Source organism: Enhydrobacter aerosaccus (genome assembly GCF_900167455.1).
Classification (GTDB): domain Bacteria; phylum Pseudomonadota; class Alphaproteobacteria; order Reyranellales; family Reyranellaceae; genus Reyranella; species Reyranella aerosaccus.
On record NZ_FUWJ01000018.1, the window covers coordinates 60,473 to 81,396 of the forward strand.

At 64.7% G+C, this 20,924-nt stretch carries 22 protein-coding genes; 7 read left to right on the top strand and 15 right to left on the bottom strand.

The genetic code is table 11. The annotated features are described in order from the left end of the window. The first annotated feature begins 3 nt into the window (after positions 1-3). Entirely contained in the window at positions 4-1,215 is a 1,212-nt protein-coding gene (locus B5D62_RS31365) for an MFS transporter (RefSeq protein WP_085938039.1), read from the top strand. Between the two features lie 5 nt (positions 1,216-1,220). Here the strand turns inward: B5D62_RS31365 and B5D62_RS31370 are convergent, their stop codons facing one another. After that, on the bottom strand, positions 1,221-2,096 hold the full coding sequence (locus B5D62_RS31370; protein ID WP_085938040.1) for an MBL fold metallo-hydrolase: 876 nt from the start codon (positions 2,094-2,096) through the stop codon (positions 1,221-1,223). A 70-nt stretch (positions 2,097-2,166) separates the two neighbouring features. On the opposite strand from B5D62_RS31370, the gene B5D62_RS31375 reads away from it, so the two are divergent. After that, positions 2,167-2,778 carry a Crp/Fnr family transcriptional regulator gene (locus tag B5D62_RS31375; RefSeq protein ID WP_085938041.1) on the top strand — a complete coding sequence of 204 codons (612 nt, stop codon included), beginning with the start codon at positions 2,167-2,169 and terminating at the stop codon, positions 2,776-2,778. A gap of 10 nt (positions 2,779-2,788) precedes the next feature. Here the strand turns inward: B5D62_RS31375 and B5D62_RS31380 are convergent, their stop codons facing one another. The 3 genes from B5D62_RS31380 to fumC all read right to left on the bottom strand — a co-directional run bounded on the left by B5D62_RS31380 (position 2,789) and on the right by fumC (position 5,913). Beyond that, entirely contained in the window at positions 2,789-3,898 is a 1,110-nt protein-coding gene (locus B5D62_RS31380; RefSeq protein WP_085938042.1) for an alpha/beta fold hydrolase, read from the bottom strand. Between the two features lie 81 nt (positions 3,899-3,979). Next, positions 3,980-4,429 (bottom strand): OsmC family protein, encoded by a 450-nt coding sequence (locus tag B5D62_RS31385; protein ID WP_085938043.1) that lies wholly within the window; start codon positions 4,427-4,429, stop codon positions 3,980-3,982. Between the two features lie 83 nt (positions 4,430-4,512). After that, the gene (gene fumC, locus B5D62_RS31390; protein WP_085938044.1) at positions 4,513-5,913 is read right to left on the bottom strand and encodes a class II fumarate hydratase; all 1,401 of its coding nucleotides are present in this window, start codon (positions 5,911-5,913) and stop codon (positions 4,513-4,515) included. 226 nt (positions 5,914-6,139) lie between these two features. Here fumC and B5D62_RS31395 point away from each other — a divergent pair, with 226 nt between their 5' ends. Both B5D62_RS31395 and B5D62_RS31400 read left to right on the top strand, forming a co-directional pair. Further along, positions 6,140-7,381 carry a threonine/serine exporter family protein gene (locus B5D62_RS31395; protein ID WP_170921246.1) on the top strand — a complete coding sequence of 414 codons (1,242 nt, stop codon included), beginning with the start codon at positions 6,140-6,142 and terminating at the stop codon, positions 7,379-7,381. 12 nt (positions 7,382-7,393) lie between these two features. Next, the gene (locus tag B5D62_RS31400) at positions 7,394-8,077 is read left to right on the top strand and encodes an alpha/beta fold hydrolase (RefSeq protein ID WP_085938046.1); all 684 of its coding nucleotides are present in this window, start codon (positions 7,394-7,396) and stop codon (positions 8,075-8,077) included. Positions 8,078-8,080: 3 nt separating this feature from the next. On the opposite strand, the gene B5D62_RS31405 is transcribed toward B5D62_RS31400, so the two are convergent. The 3 genes from B5D62_RS31405 to B5D62_RS31415 all read right to left on the bottom strand — a co-directional run bounded on the left by B5D62_RS31405 (position 8,081) and on the right by B5D62_RS31415 (position 10,295). Next, positions 8,081-8,563, bottom strand: coding sequence for an Hsp20/alpha crystallin family protein (locus tag B5D62_RS31405; protein ID WP_170921247.1), 483 nt, complete (start codon positions 8,561-8,563; stop codon positions 8,081-8,083). Positions 8,564-8,643: 80 nt separating this feature from the next. Then, on the bottom strand, positions 8,644-9,411 hold the full coding sequence (locus B5D62_RS31410; RefSeq protein ID WP_085938048.1) for an SDR family NAD(P)-dependent oxidoreductase: 768 nt from the start codon (positions 9,409-9,411) through the stop codon (positions 8,644-8,646). A 20-nt stretch (positions 9,412-9,431) separates the two neighbouring features. Next, positions 9,432-10,295 carry an aldose 1-epimerase gene (locus B5D62_RS31415; protein ID WP_170921248.1) on the bottom strand — a complete coding sequence of 288 codons (864 nt, stop codon included), beginning with the start codon at positions 10,293-10,295 and terminating at the stop codon, positions 9,432-9,434. Between the two features lie 58 nt (positions 10,296-10,353). On the opposite strand from B5D62_RS31415, the gene B5D62_RS31420 reads away from it, so the two are divergent. Beyond that, the gene (locus tag B5D62_RS31420; protein ID WP_085938050.1) at positions 10,354-11,139 is read left to right on the top strand and encodes an HpcH/HpaI aldolase family protein; all 786 of its coding nucleotides are present in this window, start codon (positions 10,354-10,356) and stop codon (positions 11,137-11,139) included. Between the two features lie 92 nt (positions 11,140-11,231). Beyond that, entirely contained in the window at positions 11,232-12,263 is a 1,032-nt protein-coding gene (locus tag B5D62_RS31425; RefSeq protein WP_085938051.1) for a formamidase, read from the top strand. 5 nt (positions 12,264-12,268) lie between these two features. Here the strand turns inward: B5D62_RS31425 and B5D62_RS31430 are convergent, their stop codons facing one another. The 8 genes from B5D62_RS31430 to B5D62_RS31465 form a co-directional block, all read right to left on the bottom strand. Beyond that, positions 12,269-12,592 carry a hypothetical protein gene (locus tag B5D62_RS31430; RefSeq protein WP_085938052.1) on the bottom strand — a complete coding sequence of 108 codons (324 nt, stop codon included), beginning with the start codon at positions 12,590-12,592 and terminating at the stop codon, positions 12,269-12,271. Between the two features lie 14 nt (positions 12,593-12,606). Then, entirely contained in the window at positions 12,607-12,828 is a 222-nt protein-coding gene (locus B5D62_RS31435) for a hypothetical protein (RefSeq protein ID WP_085938063.1), read from the bottom strand. Positions 12,829-13,045: 217 nt separating this feature from the next. Then, positions 13,046-13,822 carry an ABC transporter permease gene (locus B5D62_RS31440; RefSeq protein WP_085938053.1) on the bottom strand — a complete coding sequence of 259 codons (777 nt, stop codon included), beginning with the start codon at positions 13,820-13,822 and terminating at the stop codon, positions 13,046-13,048. Further along, a complete protein-coding gene (locus tag B5D62_RS31445; RefSeq protein ID WP_085938054.1) occupies positions 13,819-14,604 on the bottom strand; it encodes an ABC transporter ATP-binding protein in 786 nt (261 codons plus the stop codon). Before B5D62_RS31445 ends, B5D62_RS31440 begins: the two co-directional genes overlap by 4 nt. Before the next feature lie 43 nt (positions 14,605-14,647). Beyond that, positions 14,648-15,661, bottom strand: coding sequence for an ABC transporter substrate-binding protein (locus B5D62_RS31450; RefSeq protein ID WP_085938055.1), 1,014 nt, complete (start codon positions 15,659-15,661; stop codon positions 14,648-14,650). Positions 15,662-15,728: 67 nt separating this feature from the next. After that, positions 15,729-17,489, bottom strand: coding sequence for a glucan ABC transporter ATP-binding protein/ permease (locus tag B5D62_RS31455; RefSeq protein WP_085938056.1), 1,761 nt, complete (start codon positions 17,487-17,489; stop codon positions 15,729-15,731). Positions 17,490-17,531: 42 nt separating this feature from the next. Next, complete coding sequence (locus tag B5D62_RS31460; protein WP_085938057.1) at positions 17,532-18,710, bottom strand: M20 aminoacylase family protein; 1,179 nt, start codon at positions 18,708-18,710, stop codon at positions 17,532-17,534. Between the two features lie 70 nt (positions 18,711-18,780). Next, on the bottom strand, positions 18,781-19,275 hold the full coding sequence (locus B5D62_RS31465; protein ID WP_085938058.1) for an Lrp/AsnC family transcriptional regulator: 495 nt from the start codon (positions 19,273-19,275) through the stop codon (positions 18,781-18,783). A gap of 97 nt (positions 19,276-19,372) precedes the next feature. Here B5D62_RS31465 and phhA point away from each other — a divergent pair, with 97 nt between their 5' ends. Further along, on the top strand, positions 19,373-20,143 hold the full coding sequence (gene phhA / locus B5D62_RS31470) for a phenylalanine 4-monooxygenase (protein ID WP_085938059.1): 771 nt from the start codon (positions 19,373-19,375) through the stop codon (positions 20,141-20,143). Positions 20,144-20,924 lie beyond the last annotated feature (781 nt).

Below are 20,924 nucleotides of genomic sequence, written 5' to 3' on the forward strand. Positions count from 1 at the left end.
CCGATGATCCGCGCCCTCGGTGGCGCCACCATCTTCGCGCCCGTCGGCCGCGCCACTCTCGGGCTCGGCGTCACCCAGATCATCGGCTGGGGCACCACATTCCTGCTGCCCTCGGTCCTCGGCCGCCACATCCAGGACGAGCTCGGCATGCCGACCGAGCTGGTCTTCGCCGGCATCACGGTGATGTTCGCCGTCGGCGCGCTATTGTCGCCGCGCATCGGGCGCATGATGGATCGCACGGGCCCCCGGTTGGTCATGGCGTGCGGATCGGTGCTCTATGCGCTGTCGCTGCTCTTGCTTGCCCTCAGCCAAGGGCCGGTGGTCTATCTTTGCGCCTGGGCCGGCATGGGCGTCGCCTCGACGCTGGCGCTGAACACGCCGTCCAGCATCGCGCTGGCCCAGGTCGCCGGGCCGCGCGCGCGACAGGCGATCGCCGTGCTGGCGATCATCGGCGGCTTCGCCTCGACCGTGTTCTGGCCGTTGAGCGGCGCGCTCGACCTGATGGTCGGCTGGCGCGGGACCACCCTCATCTATGCCGCGGTCCATCTGCTGGTCTGTGCGCCGATCCACTTCCTCGTCCTGCCCCGCTCGGCGCCTCCACAGACGGCGAAGACAGCCGCGCCGACGGCGAGCGGCGGCGTGCCTCCAGAAGAGCGGACGCGCATCTACCGGCTGCTCAACATCACGCTCTCCTTCGGCGCCTTCGTCTTCACGGGATTCATCATCCATCTGATCGAGGTGCTGCGGGACCTCGGCCATCCGCCTGCCTCGGCGCTGTTCCTGGCCTCGCTGGTCGGACCGTCCCAGGTCGGCATCCGCATCGTCGAGCTCGCCTTCGGCCATCGCTACTCGTTCATGATGTCGGCCGTGTTCGGCTCCGCGGCATTGCCGTTCGGCCTCGCGCTGATGCTGATCGACGGCAGCAACTGGGCCATCGCCGTCGTGTGCGTGGTGGCCTATGGCATGGCCAACGGGCTCAAGGCCGTCCAGCGCGCCACCCTGCCGCTGGCCTTGTTCGGCCGCGGCCAGTTCGGCTCCTACATGGGTCGGCTCGCCCTGACGCAGGGCATCATGTCGGCGAGCGCGCCGACGGTGCTCGCCGCGGTGCTGGACCGCTTCGGCGCTGCTGGCGCGCTCTGGCTCTGCTTTGCCTTTGGCACCATCTCCCTGATCGCCATGATCCTGCTGGCTCGGCGCAGCCGCGCCATCCGCTGACGCGGCTAACAGACGAAGCGATAGGCGTCGCCTTCGCGGATGATTCGGCCGGCCGTTGGCCCCGCGAAGTGAGTGCCGATCACCAGCGTCGGCGTATCGGCGAACTGGCGCAGGAAGGACTGGCGGGTGCCGCGCGACTCGTCCTGATCGCTGTCGAAGCCCGACGACCAGTCCGGCCGCGCCATCTGGCAGGGATGGTGCATCAGGTCGCCGGTGATGACCGCCCGCGCGCCCTGGGATTCGATCACCACACTGACATGGCCTGGCGTATGGCCCGGGGTCGGCAGCAATCGGATTTCCGGCGCAAGCTGAGCGTCCATGGCGACAAAGGTAGCCAATCCCGCCTCGACGATGGGCTGGATCGAATCGGCGAAGATGGCGCCGTCATGGGAACGGACGCTCCGGTCGCGCGCCTCGCGTTCGGTCTCGTCGAATTCGCGTCGGCCGAAATAGTATCGCGCCTTGGGGAAGGTCGGCACCCAGCGCCCGTCGATCAGCATCGTGTTCCAACCGACATGATCGACATGAAGATGCGTGCACAGCACGCCCTGGACACTGTCGCGCATCCAACCGGCCGCGTCGAGATCCTGCAGGAAGCGCGTCTGCAGACGATCGAACAGGGTGCCGTTGCGCGGCTTGTCATTGCCAATGCAGGTGTCGACGACGAGGCGCATCGTCGGCGTCTGCACCAGCAACGCATGCACGCTGATCCTGAGATGACCTTCCGCTGTTGCGAATTGCGGGACCAGCCAGTCGATCGCGCGGACGGCCTCGGGATGGGCGTCGGGCAGCATGGAACCGGGCGGTCCGCCGGCCGGCATGGCGGTCTCGATCTCGACCAATTTGGTGATGCTGACGTCGCCGACTTTCCAGACAAGCATTGCGGTTACTCCACTGAGGGTCACGGCGACCCTATGGCGGCGGCGGCACAGCGACATTATCTTTGGTTAAGTGAACCAGATTTACGACCGCCGCCTCGATCTGATCGAGATCCTGGAAAACCGTGCCGGCCATCCCCTCCCGCACGCCGCGATACTGCGCGCCCGGCTCGTGCATCGCTCCTGGAGGCGCGGCGAGGCGCTGTTCCACGCCGGCGAGCGCGTCGGCTACATCGCGCTCATCCGCCACGGCGTGGTGAAGTTCAGCTACCAGTCCGAGGACGGTACCGAGCGCGTGCGGGATTTCCTCTCCGAGGGACAGGTCGCCGCCTGCATCGGCGTCCTGGGTGACGAAGAGCCCGTGGCCTACGATGGCATTGCGTGCCAGGACACGGAGGCGGAACTGCTCGACGTCGAGTTGCTACGGGGTCTCGTCCAGTCCGAGCCTGACTGGGCGCACTGCCTCAGCCTGCTCCTCCACGACAAGGCCCGTCATCTCACCGGCCGCGAGCGCAGCCTTCTCACCCTGACGCCGCCGGAGCGGCTGGCCCACGCCCTCGCCGAGCGGCCGTGGCTCTCGGAGCGCGTCACGCAACAGGATCTCGCCGCCTATATCGGCATCACGCCGGTATCGCTGTCGCGGCTCAAGGCCCGGGAACGACAGCGTCTGCCTGCCGCGACGTGATTGCCGGCCTTCACTGCGCCGCGATCCAGCGGCCAATGCCGGGCCAATGGTCCTTCAGCGTATGCGATCCCATGAACAGGCCGATATGCCCACCAGGCACGGTCTGCTGCACAATCCTGTCGGCCGGCGTGCCGATGTAGCGGGCGGCATTGAGAACCTGCTCGGGTGTGGTGATGTCGTCCGCGGCGCCCGCCAGCAGATAAGTCGGGCAGGTGATCGCCCGCAGGTCGAGACGCCGACCAAGTCCGACGAACTGGCCCTTGGCCAGTTGGTTCTCCTTGAAGAGCTGCCGGATGGCCTGCAGATACCAACGGCCCGGCAGGTCGATCGGGTTCTCGTACCAGCTGTTGAAGGTCTCCTCCTTGGCAACATAGGCCGGATCGTCGATATGCTCGTAGAGATCGACGTGATCCTGGATGTAGTGCTGGCCGGGATGCATGTTCTTCCAGCCCTGCAGCATGAATTTGCCCTTCATCAGCCCGCCGCCCATCGCCACCAGTTGCTCGTAGAACGACAGCGGGGAACGGTGCGCCATGGTCTTGATCGGGCCATCGCCGGCATCCGTATCGATGGGCGCGCCGGCGAGAACCAGGGAATTCACCTTGTCCGGGAAGCGGGCCGCGACCATCGCGGATAGCCATCCGCCCTGGCACAGGCCGACAAGATTGACGCGGCCGCCCAGGTCGTCGATCACCACCACCATGTCGGCCAGATAGTTGTCGATCTCGAGGTCCTTCATGTCGTCGGTCGCCGACTTCCAGTCGGTCAGCAGCACCCGCCCCACGCCACTGGCCAGCAACGTCTCCACCAGGCTCTGCCCCTTGTGGTAGTCGGCGATCATCGCGGAGTGACCGGCATAGGGCGCATCGACCAGCGTCGGCAGGCCGCCCCGCCCGCCATAGTCGCGCAGCGTCATGGTCCGGAGATCGAGTCGCACCTGGTTCGCGGTCGCCAATGCGGGCCGCAATCGGTCGTGGATCTTGATCTCTTCCTCGATGAACTTGACGTTGCGGGCATAGAGGTCAGCGCCCTGCTCGGCCAGGCTTGCCGCAAGAGCCATGGGCCAGAAGGCCGGAACGCTCAGGTTCGGGGATTTTGGGGAAAGAACGCTTTCAGCCATTGCTGAACCTCACGCGGTGATCGAACCGATAATGAACTCGCAGCCGAGCGTCCTCCCTGGACGGCGTCGAACGCCGGTGCCTCAGGCTGCCTTGACCACTTCTCCATCCGGCGCCACGACCTTGAGCGTATAGGGAATACCGGCCCGGATGCTCTGCGAGACGGTGCAGAAATCCTCGAACTGCGCCAACGCGCGCTGCAGGTGGGCCAGCGTCTGCGGCGGCGTGCCGAGCTTCAGGGTCACGTCGACGCCGGTGACGCGCATCCTGTTGTACTCGTTGCGGGCGAGCGAGCACGTCGCGGCGATGGCTACCGGGCCCGGGTCCTCCTTGAACTTGGCCAGGGCGAAGACAAAGCTAGCCGACAGGCAGCCCGCAACGGCTGTCACTAACGCCTGGACCGGCGACGGCCCTTCACTGCCGCCCAGGGGCGCTGGTTCGTCCAAGGTCCCGCCCGGCAGGCCAGGACCATAATCCACCAGGAATTTGTAGTTGGCTTGGCGAGTAAGGGTGATCGATACGGCACTGGTCATATAACCAGCTTCGATGCTATCCGCGCATCCTGCCTTGACCGAGGTCAAGGCAGGGTCTGGATCACCGACTTACTCGGCCACGATTACTTGGCCACGTAGGGATGAACCATCTTCGCCGGATCGACGATCCGATCGAACTCAGCCTCCGTTACGTAACCCAATTGTAACGCCGCCTGCTTCAGCGTCAGGTCGCGGTCGCTGGCGTGATGGGCAATCTGTGAGGCCTTGTCGTAGCCGATCACTGGCGCCAGCGCCGTCACCAACATGAGCGAGCGCTCGACATATTCGGCGATCTTCTTGCGGTTCGGCTGCGTGCCCTCGACCAGGAATTTCTGGAAGTTGGCGCAGCCGTCGGTCATCAGCGTGATCGAGTGCGTGATGTTGTAGATTATCAGCGGCTTGTAGACGTTCATTTCCAGATAGCCGCCGGCGCCGCCGAAGCCGACCGCCACGTCGTTTGCCATGACCTGAACCGCGACCATGGTCAGGGCCTCGGCCTGTGTCGGGTTGACCTTGCCGGGCATGATCGACGAACCGGGCTCGTTTTCGGGAATGTGCAGCTCGGCGAAACCGGCGCGCGGACCGCAGGACATCAGGCGGATGTCGTTGGCGATCTTGTAGAGCGACGAGGCGACCGTGCGGAACGTTCCTGAGAGCTGCACCAGCGCATCGTGCGCCCCCTGCACGGTGAACTTGTTGAGAGCGGAAACGAAGGGAAGCCCGCTGAGCTTGGCGATTTCCGCGGCGACCGCCTCGGCAAAGCCCGGCGCGGCATTGATGCCGGTACCGACCGCCGTCCCGCCCAGCGCCAGATGATAGACGCCCTTGAGCGCGTCCTGCAGCCGCTCGAGGTTGTCGGCCAGCATGCCGGCATAGCCCGACCATTCCTGCCCCAGCGTGATGGGTGTCGCATCCTGCATGTGCGTCCGGCCGATCTTCACGATGTCGGCCCATTCCCTGGACTTGGCATCGATCGCATCGTGCAGCGCCTTGACCGACGGGATCAGCCGCCGGGTCGTCTCCATTGCCGCGGCGATGTACATCGCCGACGGGAAGGAATCATTGGACGACTGGGACATGTTGACGTGGTCGTTGGGATGGACCGGCTTCTTCGATCCCAGCGGTGTGCCGGCGATCTGACAGCAGCGGTTCGAAATGACCTCGTTCACGTTCATGTTGAACTGCGTGCCGCTGCCGGTCATCCAGACATGAAGCGGGAACATGTCGTGATGCTGACCGGCCAGGATCTCGTCGCACACCTGGACAATCAGCTTGTGAACGTTGTCGTCCAGTCGCCCCCCGGCGTGGTTGGCATTGGCGGCCGCTTTCTTCAGCAGCGCGTAGGCCGTGATCATCTCTCGAGGGATGAGATCCTTGCCGATGCTGAAATGCTCCAGCGAGCGCTGGGTCTGCGCGCCCCACAGCTTGTCGGCCGGAACATTGACCTCGCCCAAGCTATCGAATTCCCGCCGTATGTCCGCCATCTGATCTTCCCTGTTGCCGAGTGAACGCCGTATAGACGCTAACAAAGGCGACCATCGCGCGAAAGACCGATAGAGTGTCTTATGTGCCGGGGAGACGAGATGATTCAACGCAAGCGATTGTGGGCGGAAACCAATAGCAACCCTCGCCGCGACACTCCGATCGACAATCCCCAGCCGCATCGCCGGCATGGCGCCCCCCTGCCATCCTTGTGACCCCATCTCTCCCGTGAGCACCGATCCGTTTCTCAACGCGTCGCTCGAGGTGATCCTGCGCTTCGGCAGCCTGATGGTCCGTACCGGCGACGCTGGCTTCCGGATCGTCGCGGCGCTGAAGGCGCTGGCAGCAAAGGTGGGGCTCGACGATCTGGCGGTGAACGTTGCGGTTACGACCATCACCGCCACGGCAACCCGCAACGGCGAGCACCTCACCCTCGTCCGCGAGGTTGGCCCGCTCGGCATCAATGCTGCCCAGCTCATGGAGCTGGAGCGGCTGGCGCAGGATGACACGCGAGCCATGCGCCCGGAAGAGATCGACAGCGCCCTGGACCGCATCGAACGTACGGCCCCGCTTCATTCCTGGGTGACCGTCTCGCTGGCGATCGGCCTGACGTGCGCCTCTTTCTCCTATCTCAATGGCGGCGATCTGCCGGGCACCCTCGCCGCCATTGTCGGCGGTGCCTTTGGCCAGGCACTGCGCATGGCTCTGTCGCGGCGTCACCTCAACCAGTACATGATGACAGCGATATGCGCCCTTGCCGCGGCGGGCATGTGTCATTTGCTACTGCTGCTGCTCGCAGAAGCGGGCGAGGCCAGTCACCATGGGATCGGCATTCTTGCCTCCATGCTGTTTCTGGTTCCAGGGTTCCCACTGGTCGCCGGCTTGCTCGACCTGCTGCAGCGGCAAACCGTCGCCGCGGTGGTCCGGCTCACCTATGGCGCGACCTTGCTTGCCGCCGCAGCGTTCGGCCTTGGCATCGTCGTGGCATTTGCCGGCTACAGCCTGCCCGAGGCGACCGTCTCCTCGGCGAGCCCCGCGGTCGTGCTGATCCTGCGCGGCGGGGCAAGCTTCATCGGCGGCGTCGGATTCGCCCTGCTTTACAACAGTCCATGGCGCGTCGCCTGTGCCGTTGGACTTCTGACGCTGGTCGGCAATGAACTGCGCCTGTCGCTTTACGACGCCGGCGTCACTTTGGCTTCGGCAACCTTCGTCGGCGCCTTCACGGCGGGACTCCTGGCGTCGTTGGCCCGCAGGCTGCTGCGCCAACCCCGCATCGTGCTGAGTGTTCCCAGCATCATCATCATGGTTCCGGGCAGCTACGCCTTCCAGGCAACGGTTCTGTTCGGACGAGGCGATGTCCAGGCCGGCCTGCAGGCCGCCGTCGTCGTTGCCTTCGTCGTCGGCGCCATGGCCCTCGGCCTCGCCACCGCGCGCTTCGTGGGCGAACGCCAGTGGCTGTTCGAAACCTGAAGGACCAAGTTAGTGCGCGACCTTGTTCTGCTGCCCGGCTTCATGTGCGACGCCACTCTGTGGGCCGACATGGTGCCCGATCTCGAGAAGCTCGGCCGCCTCCACTACGGCAACGTCTATCAGGACGACACGCTCGAAGGCATGGCCCGACGCGTGCTGGCGGAAGTCCCGGAACATTTCGTACTGATCGGCTTCTCCATGGGCGGCTTCGTCGCCCGCGTGCTGACGCTGGCGGCACCGGAGCGGGTGCGCGCTGTTGCCTTCGTGGCCAGTTCGGCCCGCGCCTATACCAGGGAAGAGACCGAGCAGCGCAAGCAAGGCTACCTGCCGGGCAACCGGCCCCCGCGAGCCAATGGCGTCGCCATGGGGTTGCATCCGGATCGCGAACGTGACCCGGTCCTGCTCGGTCGGCTGCGCGACATGCAGCGCCGCCTCGGGCCCGAGGTCCGAGCCCGGCAGGCGGCCCTGGTGCGGAACGACGGCTATGCCGATCTCGAACGGATCACTTGCCCGGCCTTGGTCGTTGCCTGCCGCCAGGATCGCCTTCGCACCTTCGCCGAGACCGAGCGCATGGCGCAGCACCTGCCGTACGCCCATTTCGAGGTGATCGAGGACTGCGGGCACATGGCGCCGCTCGAGCGGCCGCATGAGTTGGCCGCTCTGCTCAGGCGCTGGATCGAGCGCGAAGGCCTTTAGCCTTCAGGACGGCCGGATCTCGATTTCCTTCGTCCCGGCGTGACCGTTGCTCGTCTTGGGAATCTCGAGCGTCAGCACGCCCTTGCCATACTGTGCCGAAATGCCTTCCTTGTCGGCATCGGTCGGGAGATGGAACGAGCGCGTGAAGCTGCCATAGCTGCGCTCGGAATAGTGGGTCTTCTCGTCAGACCGTTCGATCTTCTTCTCGCCGGCGATCGTCAGCATGTCGCCGTCGACGCGGACCTTGATGTCGCTCTGGTCGAGGCCGGGCACCTCGACGCAGACGGTGTAATGATTGCCGTTTTCCTTCACTTCGATCTTCGGTGCGGGTTCGAACGCACGCAGCGCCGGAAATTGCGAGGCGCCCACCGTATCGAGCCAACCAAAGGGCCAGCTCCGCATCATACGATTCAGGAACTGATCCAGCTCCCCGGCGAAGGGAACGAAGGGAGTAGACGTGAAAGGCCTCGGAAGTTGCTCAGCCATCAGTGCCTCCTGCAGGTTCGAGGATCGAACCCGCTGCATGTAGGACACTCCGATGGCATTGCAATTACAGGGCGCCTCATTCACATGCGGCCGCCATCGACGACGAAATTCTGCGCCGTCACCAGACGGCTGTCGTCGGCGGCGAGCCACAGCGCCATGCGTGCGATATCAGGAGGATAGACTTTTTCCTTGAGACATTGCGCCTTCATCAGATCGGCCTCGGCCTCGGGAGTCAGCCACAGATCGATTTGTCGCTGCGTCATGATCCAGCCGGGCGTGATGGCGTTGAGCCGGATGTGGTCGGGCCCGAGATCGCGCGCGAGGCCGCGTGTCATGCCGATCACCGCCGCCTTCGCTGCCTGATAGACCGAAAGCTGGGCCGTCATCGTGTGATAGCTGATCGAACTGAAATTGACGATCGATCCGCCACCCGCTGCCTTCATGCCCGGAGCGACTGCCTGAATGGCGAAATATTGATGGCGCAGATTGACGGCGATCCGCTCGTCCCAGAATTCCGGTGTCACCTCCTTGAGATCGTGCCGATCGTCGCGGGCTGCATTGTTGATGAGGACGGTAATTGTGCCCAGCCTGGCAGCGACTGCGGCGATCGCGGCCTGATAGGCCTTCACATCCCGTATGTCGGTCCGCTGGAAAAACGGAGTGCCGTGACCTTCCGTCTCGACTTTCTTCACCAAGGCGGTCGATACGGCCTCGTCGATATCGACGAAGCCCACCTTCGCTCCCTGGGCCGCGAAATGTTCGACGATCGAGGCGCCGATTCCGGAGCCGCCTCCGGAAACGAAAACCGTGCGGTCCTTGAGACTTGGATACGAAGCGAAGGATGTCATGGGTTCCTCACAGGGGTTCCTCACAGGTCGGACAGGCGAAAGACGATCTCGCCGCGGCGCGTCGCACCGGGAGCGAGCGGCAGGGCGCCGACCTCGCCGCTGGCATGGCTCACGGGCTCGACGCAGAAATAGGGCTGCCCTGGCGGCACGTAGACCACGAGATGACGCAACAGCTCCGAAGCCTCGAGGTCGAGACGCAAACGCCGGCGCGGCCAGACGATGCTGGCGCGTCCGCCCCAACCATCGAAGCAATTGTCGAGCACGACCTCGTTCACGCAGCGCAGCCGACTAAAATCCCATTCCGGCGGTACCGGTGTCCGCTTCACCGGCAAGACCTCGGCGTCGGTGTGCCAGACTGCCGGCGCCGCGAAGCAGAGATCGGTATCGTCCTCGCGTGTGAAGAAGGGATGCAATCCAATGCCGGCCGGCACCGGACGATCTTCGAGGTTGTCGATCGCCATATCCACGATCAGCCTGTCCGCCAACAAGCGATAGCTTTGGCGGGCCCGATAGCGGAAAGGCCAGCCACCCGATGCGGCGGCGCGTTCGTGCTCGAAGGCGATCTCCACCGACTTGTCGTCGGCGCGCATCACCCGCCAACTCCGCGACCATCCATCGCCGTGCATGGGATGGTTCACGCCCGGCCAGTTCCGCGCAAGCTGGAAGACCTGCCCTTCGAAGTCGAGCCGACCGTTCGCGATGCGATTTGAGAAGGGCACGAGCGGATAAGCGGCGGCATTGTTGCCCCGCCCGGACTCGATATCGGCCGCTGTCATCGGTCTCAGCACGTCCACATTGTCGACGCGGAAGCACGCGATCGATCCACCCGCGGAGGGCGCGAGATCGACGGCCAGACGTCCGGCGCGCAACAACAAAAGGGTCACCACTCTTCCTGCGGCTGTGTAGACTGCGGCGTCTTAACCAGGAACGAGGAAACGCCGAATGTCGTCGAACATGCTGAAGAAGCGCCTGCAGGCAGGCAAGGCCTGCGTCAACGGCTGGCTTGCCATTCCCAACGGCTTCTCGGCCGAGACCATGGCGCAATGCGGCTGGGACAGCGTCACGGTCGACATGCAGCATGGCGTGCAGGATTACCTGTCGATGGTGACGTGCTTCCAGGCCATGGACAAGCACCCGGTGACGCCGCTGGTGCGCGTGCCCTGGAACGAGCCGGGCATCGTCGGCAAGGTGCTGGATGGCGGCGCCTGGGGCGTGATCTGCCCGATGGTGAACACGCCGGCGGAAGCGAAGGCCCTGGTCTCCTATTGCCTCTATCCGCCCAAGGGCAAACGCTCCAACGGCCCGATCCGCGCCGGTGCCTATGGCGAGGCCACGCCCTATCAGGCGACCGCCAATGACGAAGTGCTTGTCATCCCGATGATCGAGACGCAGGAGGCGGTCGACAATATCGATGCGATCCTCGACGTGCCCGGCATCAGCGGCATCTATATCGGCCCCTCGGATCTCGGCCTGTCGCTCGGCCTCAAGCCGATTCTCGATCGCGAGGAGCCGCAGGTGCTCGCGATCTACGACAAGCTGCTGGCGGCGATCAAGAAGCGCAACCTGTTCGCCGGCATCCATAACGGGACCGCGGGCTATGCCGCCAAGATGATCGGCAAGGGCTTCCGCCTGGTCACCATCGCCAACGACTCCGGCCTGATGGCCAAGGCCGCGCGCGAGGCGGTGCAACAGACCCGCAAGGAAGCCGGCGCGGTCGCCGACAAGTAACCTTCAGCAGACTGCGGACTTGGGCGCCAGGGCCACACGGGCTGGCATGCCGTTTGCACCTCCGTCGGGAAAATCAACCGACGGAGGAAGCGATGAGCGGCTTAGGCGGTCTCAACAAAGCGCCCGACGGCGTTGTGATCGGACTGGTCCAGATCCAGAATCCAGTGGTCGTCACCCGCGACGATCTTGCCCGGCAAGCCGACCGGATCTGTTCGCTGGTCGCCAAGGCCCGCCGCAACATGGCGACCATGGATCTGGTCGTGTTTCCCGAATATGCGCTGCACGGCCTCTCGATGGATACCAATCCGGAGATCATGTGCCGCCTGGATGGCCCTGAGGTAGAGCGCTTCCGCGGTGCCTGCATCGCCAACGACATCTGGGGCTGCTTCTCGCTGATGGAGTTGAACCCGCACGGCAATCCGTTCAACTCGGGCTTGATCATCGACAACAAGGGCGAGATCCAGCTCTACTATCGCAAGCTGCATCCCTGGGTCCCGGTCGAACCCTGGGAACCCGGCGATCTCGGCATTCCCGTATGCAATGGCCCCAACGGCTCGAAGATCGCGTTGATTATCTGCCACGACGGCATGTTTCCGGAGATGGCTCGGGAAGCCGCCTACAAGGGCGCCAACATCATGCTGCGCACGGCAGGCTACACCGCGCCGATCCGGCAGAGCTGGCACTTCACCAACCAATCGAACGCCTTCTGCAATCTCATGTACACAGCCAGTGTCTGCCTCGCCGGCAGCGACGGCACCTTCAACTCGATGGGTGAAGGCATGATCGTCAATTACGACGGAACGCCGTTGGCGACCGGCAACGGCATTCCTGACGAGATCATAACCGCCGAGGTCCGGCCCCGCCTGTGCGACGAGGCGCGCCTCAATTGGGGCGTCGAGAACAACATCTACCAGTTCGGACATCGCGGCTACGTCGCCGTCAAAGGCGGCGCCCGCGATTGCCCTTACACGTACATGCACGACCTTGTCGCTGCCCGATACACGGTGCCGTGGGAGAAACAGGTCAAGGTCGTCGACGGAACGAGCTGCGGCTTCGAAGCGCCGAAGCGCAGCTACAAACCGGTACCCAGCACCGTGCCGCAAAAGACCCTGGCGGCCGAGTAGCGATCCTAGCGCTTGGGAAGCTTGTCCTGCTGCGCGATGATCGCACGATCGATGACCGTGAACAGGTAAGCGTCCGGCGCCAGCGTGCAGCCGCCGCGAACGAGAAGGCCGAGTTCGCCGCCGCGCGTATCCTCCGGGATCACGATGCCATGACGGCGCGCCGAATGCTCGGCCAGGAAGTTCGCCAGTTCGATGCGGGCCTGCGGCTGCATGGCATGCGCCTCGCGGCAGGTGACGTAGGCCGCATCGTCAAATCTCCAGGTCGCAGCCTGCGCCGTGGAGACCGCGCCGACGAGGGCAAGAGCGCTTGCAATGGCAATCCGCTTCATGATGCTGCGCTCCGCTACTTCTTGTTGTCGTCGATGACGTTGCCGGTGATGTAGCCCGCCGCGCCGCCGATCAGGCCTGCACCGACGACGACCGGGAACGATGCCCCCGACACCATGCCGATGCCCGAACCCAAGGCGGCGCCCGTGATGGCGCCCTTCTGGGGCGTCGTCAGGTTGCTGCAGCCCCCCGCCAGGCCGGCCGCGGCCAATACCGCAATGACTGTAACTCTGCGCATTTCCTGCATCTCCTTCGTCACGACGCGGAGTCTATCCGCATGGCGGCCAATTCCATTGATACAAGTCAACATGACCGTTGGGCGAACAGAACACGACGCCTCCCCCTTGTTGCGCAAAGCACAGGCGCTCGCTTCGGTCTCGAACAACAACTTGATTCTAAGCAATCGGCCTTGAAATTGTCCAACTCAAACCTGGCTCTGGCGCAAGGCCGTCGCCTCAGTTGACGATCTCGCCGCGGAACGCCCAGCGCGTCATGCGCTTCTCGACCAGCGCGCAAATGGCGTACATGCCCACGCCCATGATGGCGATGGCGAACAAGCCGGCAAAGGTCGTGGGCGTGTCGTTGCGCGCGCCGGCCGACAGCATCAGGAAACCGATGCCGCGATTGCCGCCGACGGTCTCGGCGATGACCGAGCCGATGAAGGCCAGCGTGATCGCCACCTTCAGGCTGGCGAACAGGTAGGGCATGGCGCGCGGAATGCCGACCTTGATCAGGATTTCCGTGCGGGTAGCGCCCAGTGACCTGAGCACGTCCCGCATCTCCGGCTCGATGGTCGCGAGCCCAGTAGCGACATTGACCACGATCGGAAAGATGCTGATCACGAACGCCGTGACCACGGCCGGCAATGCGCCGACACCGGCCCAGATCATCAGGATCGGCACCAATGCCACCTTGGGAATGGCATTGAAGGCGATCAGCAGCGGATAGAGGCCCGAATAGATGAAGGGCGACGCGCCGATCGCCAGGCCGAGCAGCAGGCCGCCGGCGATCGCGAGCAGGAATCCCACCACCGTGGTCCACAGCGTATCCCAGCAGAACGCGACCAGGATATCGAAGCGGACGACGAAGACGCTGAACACCTTGGTCGGGCGCGGCAGCAGGATTTCCGGCACGTCGAAGACGACGCAGACGCCTTCCCACAGGAGCAGAAGCACGGCGATCGTCAGCCACGGCATGGCGATCCGAAGCGCATTGCGACGCCAGTCGCTCATGCCGCATGCTCCTGATGGATCCGCTCCCGCAGCTCGTGGACGATATCGACGAAGTGCGGCTCGAAGGTCGTCTCGAGCGTGCGCGGGCGCGGCAGGTCGATGCTGCGCCGGAGCACGACCCGCCCCGGCCGGCGGCTCATCACATAGACCGTGTCGGCAAGGTAGACCGCTTCGCGCAGGTCGTGCGTCACGAGGATGCCGGTGAAGCGCCGCTCCAGCCACAGCGCCTGCATCACGCCCCACAGCTCCTCGCGCGTGAAGGCATCGAGCGCGCCGAATGGCTCGTCGAGCATCAGCAGCTCCGGCTCGTGGATCAAGGCACGACAGAGATTGGAGCGCTGCTGCATCCCGCCCGAGAGCTGCCACGGGTACTTGTCGGCGAAATCGGTCAGGCCCACGGTGCCGAGCAGCTTCATCGCCCGCGCTTCGTACTCGGCACGGTGGCGGCGGAACCGGCGCTTGTGCGGCTCGACGACTTCCATCGGCAGCAGGATGTTGTCGATGGTCGTGCGCCACGGCATCAGCGTCGGATTCTGGAACGCCATGCCAACGCCCTTGATCGGCCTCGTCACGCGTTGACCGGCAACGCGAACCTGCCCGGTCGACGGCGGCAAGAGCCCAGTGACGAGCTTCATGATGGTCGACTTGCCGCAGCCGGACGGACCGACCACGGCAATGAACTCGCCCTTGGCAACCGACAGGGTCGCATCGGCGAGGGCCAGGGTGGTCGCCTTGCCGAGGCGATAGGTCAGACTGACACCCTCGAGATCGACGAAGCTCATTCCGTCATTCCTGCCCCTGCCAGCCGGGGAGGAATAGCTGGCGTCACTGGGCCACCATGCGATCGGCCTTGGGCGGCAGGTACTTGTCGGTGAAGACCTTGTCCGGCGCCGGCGCCTGCGGCAGGCCGAAGGCATCCGCCACCAGCTTGATCGACCGGGCAAACCGCTCGGGATCGACATCGCCCATGCCGTTCGCCTTGACGTAGGGCGTGAGGATATTCGTCTGCAGAGAGATCTGCAGGCGTTCCAGTTCCAGCGAGTCGTCGATCAGCGGGTCGCGCTTCTTGGCCGCGGCGACGCCGAGCTTGTTGTCCTTGATCACGTCCTTCCAGCCCTTGATCGTCGCCGCGACGAAGCCCTTCACGGCCTTCTCGTCCTTGGCCATGTCAGGCGAGATCACGATGCCGTTGCCGTAGAGATCGAGGCCGTAATCGACGTAGCGCATCGCGACGATGTCATCGAACTTCACGCCGCGCGCCTTGAGGTCGAGCATCGACGAGAAGTAATGCCCGGAGATGAAGTCGACCGTTCCCTGCACCAGGCTCTGCTCGCGCAGCTGCGGCGTCAGGTTCACATGCTCCCACTTGGTGATGCCGTTCTTCTTGGCGAAGGCGGGGAACAGACGGAACGAAGCGTCGAACACCGGCGCGCCGAGCTTCTTGCCCTCGAGGTCCTTCGGCCCCTTGATTCCGCTCTTCTTCAGCGCATAGACGCCGAAGGGACCGAAATCGTAGGCCATGAAGACGCAGAGGATCTCCTTGCCCGGGTTCTTGGCGTTGTACTCGATGGTCGAGTTCACATCGGCAAAGCCGATCTGGTACGCCCCGGTCGCCAGACGCTGGACCGTCCCGGCCGACCCCTGGCCCGGGTCCATCGTCACGTCGAGCCCTTCGGCCTTGTAATAGCCCTTCTCGAGAGCCACCAGGAACGGCGACGTCGGCCCCTGGAAGACCCAATCCAGCGTGAATTTGATCGGCGTTTGCGCCGCCGCCGGCAGAGCCGCGAGCATCGATGCCACGACCGCCGCTATCCCCAGTGTCTTGATGCCCCTGCCCATAGCCTTTCCCCTGCCTGCCACGTTGCGCGACTCTTTAGGCGGGCCGCAGTGATCCGCCAAGGGGATATCAGGCAGATTCCGTGCCGACCTGCTGGGTAGCCACCAGCTTGGCAAAGGCGCCACCTTTGCCGATCAGCTCGGCGTAGCTGCCCTGCTCCACGATGCGACCGTGCTCCATCACCACGACCTGGTCGGCGTCGCGGATGGTGGAAAGGCGATGGGCAATGACGAAGGTGGTGCGGCCTTTCATCAGGACCTTCAGCGCCTTCTGGATGCGCGCCTCCGTCACCGAATCGAGGGCGCTGGTGGCCTCGTCGAGGATGAGGATCGGCGGATCCTTGAGGAGTGCACGGGCAATCGCCAGACGCTGCCGTTCGCCGCCGGAGAGGGTGGTGCCGCGCTCGCCCACCAGCGTCTCGTAGCCCTGCGGCTGCCGCAGGATGAAGTCGTGCGCCTCGGCCAGTCGCGCCGCCTGTTCAAGCTCGGCCTGCGTGGCGTCCGGCTTGCCGATCCGCAGATTGTCGGCGATGGAGCGGTAGAACATCGTCGAATCCTGGAACACCACGCCGATGTTGCGGCGCAGGGACTCGAGCTTGATGTCGCGATGGTCGATGCCATCGATGCGTATGACACCGGACTGCGCGTCCCACATGCGATGCAGCAGCGACAGCGCCGTGCTCTTGCCGGCGCCGGTCGGGCCGACGAAGGCGACCGTGCTTCCGGCCGGGATGTGCAGCGAGAAGTGCACCAGCGATGGCCGGATGCCATCGTAGGAGAAGTTGACGTCCTCGAAATCGACCTCGCCGGTGGCGCGGCCGATATTGATGCCGTTCGGCTTGTCTGGCACCGTCGACTGATGGTCGATGACCCGGAAGAAATCCGACAGCGCCGGCATCTGGAAGAAGATCCGGCTCACGAACCCTGAGGCCTGGTCCATGCGCCCGATCAGCATGGCCGCGAAGCCCATGAAGCTCACGATCTGGCCGACGCTGGCCTCGCCGCGCGTATAGAGCCAGGTGCCCAGGACGAAGATCAGGATGACGGTGACCGTCGAGGCGGCGCGCGTCAGCACCGACAGCAGCGCCCACCAGTTGAGCACCGGATACTGGGCCGCCAGTGTCTCGCCGATGATGCGGTGCACTTCCCGCGTCTCCGCCGCCAGCCGCACGAAGCTCTGGACGAGATGGATGTTGCCCAGCGCATCGCCCGCGCGACTGGCAAGCTGGCTGTGGAGTTCCTCCACCTGGGCCTGCAGCCGGTCGGTCTTGCCCACCACCCAGATGTTGGCCACGGCGAAGAACAGGATCAGCACGATCAGCAGCAGCCCCAGCCGCCAGTTCATCAGCAGGCTGAGCGGCAGCATCACGAACAGGGCGACGAAGGTCGCCAGGTTCTCTCGGAAGAAGCTGAGCCAGATGCCGAACAGGTGATCGATCCCCGTCAGCATCACCTTCAGCAGGCGGCCGGAATGCTGGGCATTGTGGAAGGCGAAGGGCAGCACCAGCACGTGCTCGAAGTAGCGCGCCATCGCGCCCAGCCGGCGGCGATGCGCCATTCGGTCGGCCTGCAGCGAGACCACGATGTTGGCGACGATGCCGCCCAGACCGACCGCCGCCCACAAGGCCAGCAAGTCGCGGGCATGGGCCCACAAGGTCTCGGTGGTCTCGTTCTTGGCATTCGACAGGAGGTCGACCACCTTGCCGAACAGGACCGGTTCGTAAAATTGCAGTGCTGCCACTGCGACATTGGCGAGGGCCAGGCCGATCGCCAGCCCCCGCTCCTCCTTCAACAGCCCGATGACCCGGCCATAGACCCGCAGGAATTCCATTCAGCGCTTAATCGGGTCGCCGGCGGCTGCGGTCAAGCCCCGTCAGGCCGACGGGGATTCGGCCAGGAACCGCTCCACCGTGCGCACGAAGAAGCTCACGCCGAAGGGGATCGCCATGTCGTTGAAGTCGTAGCGCGGGTTGTGCAGGCTGACGCCGGTCTCGCCACCGCCGTTGCCCAGCCACACCATCGCGCCGGGAACTTTCTCCAGCATGTAGGAGAAGTCTTCCGCACCCATGCTCGGCCGGACATTGTCCTGCACATTGCCCTCGCCGCAGATGCCGGCTGCGACGTCGACGGCAAAGCGGGCGCGAGCCGCGTTGTTGATGGTCGGCGGATAGCCCGGCATGTGCTCCATTTCGACCTTCACGCCGTACATCTGCTCGGCGCCCTTGCAGATCTCCTCGATGCGGCGGCGCACCAGGGCCCGGTTCTCGGGAGTCGTGGTGCGCGTGGTGCCGCCGATATGCGCCTCGCCCGGAATGACGTTGTAGGCCGAGCCGGCCTTGAAGAAGCCGACCGTGACGACGGTCGATTCGATCGGATCGATGTTACGCGACACGATCGTCTGCAGCGACATGACGATGCCGGCGCCGGCCACCATCGGGTCGAGGGTGCCGTGCGGATGGGCGGCGTGACCTCCCTTGCCGGTGATGCGGATATCCCAGCGGTCTGCCGCGGCGAGCAGCGGGCCCGGGCGGGTCACGATGTGACCCAGCGGCAGGCCGGGCTTGTTGTGGATCGCGAACACGCCGTCGCAGGGGAATTTCTCGAACAGCCCATCCTCGATCATTGCCCGGGCGCCGCCGCCGCCCTCCTCGGCCGGCTGGAAGATGAAGTGGACCGCCCCTTCGAAATTCTTCGTCTCGCTCATGATCTTGGCCGCGCCCAGCAGCATCGCCGTATGGCCGTCATGGCCGCAGGCATGCATGCGGCCGGCATTCTGGGAGCGGTGAGCGAAGTCGTTGCGCTCGTCCATCGGCAGCGCGTCCATGTCGGCACGCAGGCCGACAGACTTGACCGAATTACCCTTGCGCAGCGTGCCCACCACGCCGGTCTTGCCGAGCCCGCGAGTGACTTCCAGTCCCCATTCCTCCAGCTTGGCCGCCACGATGTCCGACGTCCGGCTCTCCTCGTAGGCAAGCTCTGGGTGGGCATGAATGTCACGACGAATGGCAGCGATCTCGGCCTGGATTTCGAGGGAACGCGTCAGGACAGGCATGAAAGACTCCGGTTGGGGCAATTGAAGCCATCATAGCCCGGCAAGGCCGAAAGGCCATTGCGGGCAAGGTCTACCTCACACGCTTTTGCGATGGAGCTTTTGCAACGCTGGGCGCCCAGGCCAGATCGTTCTTCACCGCCTGCATGATGAAGGAGGAGCGCGTGCCTTTCACACCGGGCATGCGCAGCAGCGCCTTCATGGCGAACTCGCTGAACTGTCCCAGATCGGCGGCGAAGACATGGACCAGGAAGTCCATGTCTCCCGTCATCGCATAGCAAGCCACCACCTCGGGCCGCGCCCTGATCGCCGCCTCGAACGCCTCGACCGTCCGTTCGGAATGATCCTCGAGCGTCACCTCAACCAGCGCCTGCAGCTGGATGCCCATGGCGGCGGGCGGCACCAGCGCGGCGTAGCGCTCGATCAAGCCCTCCTCCTCCAGCCGCCGCACACGCCGCTGGCATGGCGTCGGCGAGAGGCCGACCCGGTCCGCCAATTCGACGATCGGCAGCCGTCCCTCAGCCTGGAGGGCCGAAACGATGCGCTTGTCGATGTCATCGAGCTCCATATTGGCGAATATCCTTCCAATTCCTTGCTTTTGTAGAGATTAGCACTAAACGACCAGGTCCATCAGGGCGAATTCGCCGGGATTCGCTCCGGCATCGATGCCCATATTTACTGGCATGGATAGCTTCGAGACCCTGACCAACCTGCGCGGCGACTACGCCGTCATGGCCTCCGACTGGACCGTAGCCCAGGACCCCGCGCGCTACCCGGCCGAGGATCAAGCGGTGTGGCGAGTCCTGGCCGACCGCCAGACGGCGCTGGCCGAGCGGCATGCCTGCCGCGAGTTCGTCGAGGGCCTGCGGACACTGGGGATCGGCAATGCCATTCCCGACTTCGAGACGGTCAGCGACCGGCTCGAGCCGCTGACCGGCTGGCGCATCGTCGGCGTCCCGGGCCTGATTCCGGATGCGGCGTTCTACGGCCATCTCGCCAACCGCCGCTTCCCCGTGACGGTCTGGATCCGCAAGCGATCTGAGATCGACTATCTGGTCGAGCCTGACCTGTTCCACGACTTTTTCGGTCATGTGCCGTTGCTCAGCAATCCGGTCTTCGCCGACTACATGCAGCTCTACGGCCAGCGCGGCATCGACGCCGGCCCGCGCATCGACCAGCTCGCCCGCCTCTACTGGTACACCGTCGAGTTCGGCCTGATCCGCACGCCGGCCGGGCTCAAGATCTACGGCGCCGGCATTCTCTCTTCGGCCAGCGAAGTACGGCACGCAACCGAGGATGCCGATGTCGAACGCCTGCCGTTCGAGGCCCGTCAGGTGATGCGGCGGCCCTACGAGATCGACAAGCTGCAGAACACCTATTTCGTGCTCGACGACTTCCGGCAGCTCTTCGAGGCGGCCAGCACGCGCCTGGACTGACGGTCCGACCGATCCAGCGACGCGACGGAGACCAACCGCCTCGGCCGCCCGGACTCGGTGGTTCCCGATTTCCCCATCACCGTGGGAGGCCTTCAATGCCGATGGCACAAGGGTTCCTGGCACTTCTTCCCATCGCCGGCCCGCCTCCCCGTCCCGTCGACACTCAAAAAAATCTCCTCGCGAGGATTGGTCTAAAACGCTGCAGCAGCGGGCTTTGGTGCAATTCCTCGCGAGGCTCGCGAGAGTCGCGAGCGCCGGACCGGAGGCCTGCGAAGCGGAGAGAGCGGTGTCCTTCATGGCGCCACCATAAGCGTCCGCCGCTCTCACCCCTATTATGGTCGCCTTCGGACTTGGCTATCTCGAGCGAACTCAACCACCGTCGAAGCTGCTCTCCCGGACTCCGTGCAGACCGCTCCCCCAACCATCCTCTGCTTTAGCTACAGCCCCCTCACCTAGCCTTGTATCTCAGGGAAGCGGTCCGCGGGTAAGCTGCGGCCTGCGGTAGCGGGCGGAAGCTCGACCCTAGCCCGGTCGTTGAAGACCGTGGGAGAGCATGGGGCTCCGCCCGCCGTTCCTGTCAACCCGGACAGTCGCTCGGACCGCACGGCGAGTCCGCATTTGCAAGGACGGGTCATGGAACAGGTCTCTGTCGGCATCGACGTCGCCAAGGATCGGCTCGATGTGCATGTCCGCCCCAGCGGCGAGGCCTTCACCGTCAGCCGCGACCATGAAGGCTTGTCTGCTTTGACTGACCGGCTGAAGGCCCTGGCGCCTTCCCTGG

What these genes read in the sequence shown, in the direction of transcription:
- B5D62_RS31365 (WP_085938039.1), top strand. Translation starts at nt 4, where the DNA reads ATGATCCGCGCCCTCGGTGGCGCCACCATCTTCGCGCCCGTCGGCCGC.
- B5D62_RS31370 (WP_085938040.1), bottom strand. Translation starts at nt 2,096, where the DNA reads ATGCTTGTCTGGAAAGTCGGCGACGTCAGCATCACCAAATTGGTCGAG.
- B5D62_RS31380 (WP_085938042.1), bottom strand. Translation starts at nt 3,898, where the DNA reads ATGGCTGAAAGCGTTCTTTCCCCAAAATCCCCGAACCTGAGCGTTCCG.
- B5D62_RS31385 (WP_085938043.1), bottom strand. Translation starts at nt 4,429, where the DNA reads ATGACCAGTGCCGTATCGATCACCCTTACTCGCCAAGCCAACTACAAA.
- fumC (WP_085938044.1), bottom strand. Translation starts at nt 5,913, where the DNA reads ATGGCGGACATACGGCGGGAATTCGATAGCTTGGGCGAGGTCAATGTT.
- B5D62_RS31405 (WP_170921247.1), bottom strand. Translation starts at nt 8,563, where the DNA reads ATGGCTGAGCAACTTCCGAGGCCTTTCACGTCTACTCCCTTCGTTCCC.
- B5D62_RS31410 (WP_085938048.1), bottom strand. Translation starts at nt 9,411, where the DNA reads ATGACATCCTTCGCTTCGTATCCAAGTCTCAAGGACCGCACGGTTTTC.
- B5D62_RS31420 (WP_085938050.1), top strand. Translation starts at nt 10,354, where the DNA reads ATGTCGTCGAACATGCTGAAGAAGCGCCTGCAGGCAGGCAAGGCCTGC.
- B5D62_RS31425 (WP_085938051.1), top strand. Translation starts at nt 11,232, where the DNA reads ATGAGCGGCTTAGGCGGTCTCAACAAAGCGCCCGACGGCGTTGTGATC.
- B5D62_RS31430 (WP_085938052.1), bottom strand. Translation starts at nt 12,592, where the DNA reads ATGAAGCGGATTGCCATTGCAAGCGCTCTTGCCCTCGTCGGCGCGGTC.
- B5D62_RS31435 (WP_085938063.1), bottom strand. Translation starts at nt 12,828, where the DNA reads ATGCGCAGAGTTACAGTCATTGCGGTATTGGCCGCGGCCGGCCTGGCG.
- B5D62_RS31440 (WP_085938053.1), bottom strand. Translation starts at nt 13,822, where the DNA reads ATGAGCGACTGGCGTCGCAATGCGCTTCGGATCGCCATGCCGTGGCTG.
- B5D62_RS31445 (WP_085938054.1), bottom strand. Translation starts at nt 14,604, where the DNA reads ATGAGCTTCGTCGATCTCGAGGGTGTCAGTCTGACCTATCGCCTCGGC.
- B5D62_RS31450 (WP_085938055.1), bottom strand. Translation starts at nt 15,661, where the DNA reads ATGGGCAGGGGCATCAAGACACTGGGGATAGCGGCGGTCGTGGCATCG.
- B5D62_RS31455 (WP_085938056.1), bottom strand. Translation starts at nt 17,489, where the DNA reads ATGGAATTCCTGCGGGTCTATGGCCGGGTCATCGGGCTGTTGAAGGAG.
- B5D62_RS31460 (WP_085938057.1), bottom strand. Translation starts at nt 18,710, where the DNA reads ATGCCTGTCCTGACGCGTTCCCTCGAAATCCAGGCCGAGATCGCTGCC.
- B5D62_RS31465 (WP_085938058.1), bottom strand. Translation starts at nt 19,275, where the DNA reads ATGGAGCTCGATGACATCGACAAGCGCATCGTTTCGGCCCTCCAGGCT.
- phhA (WP_085938059.1), top strand. Translation starts at nt 19,373, where the DNA reads ATGCCCATATTTACTGGCATGGATAGCTTCGAGACCCTGACCAACCTG.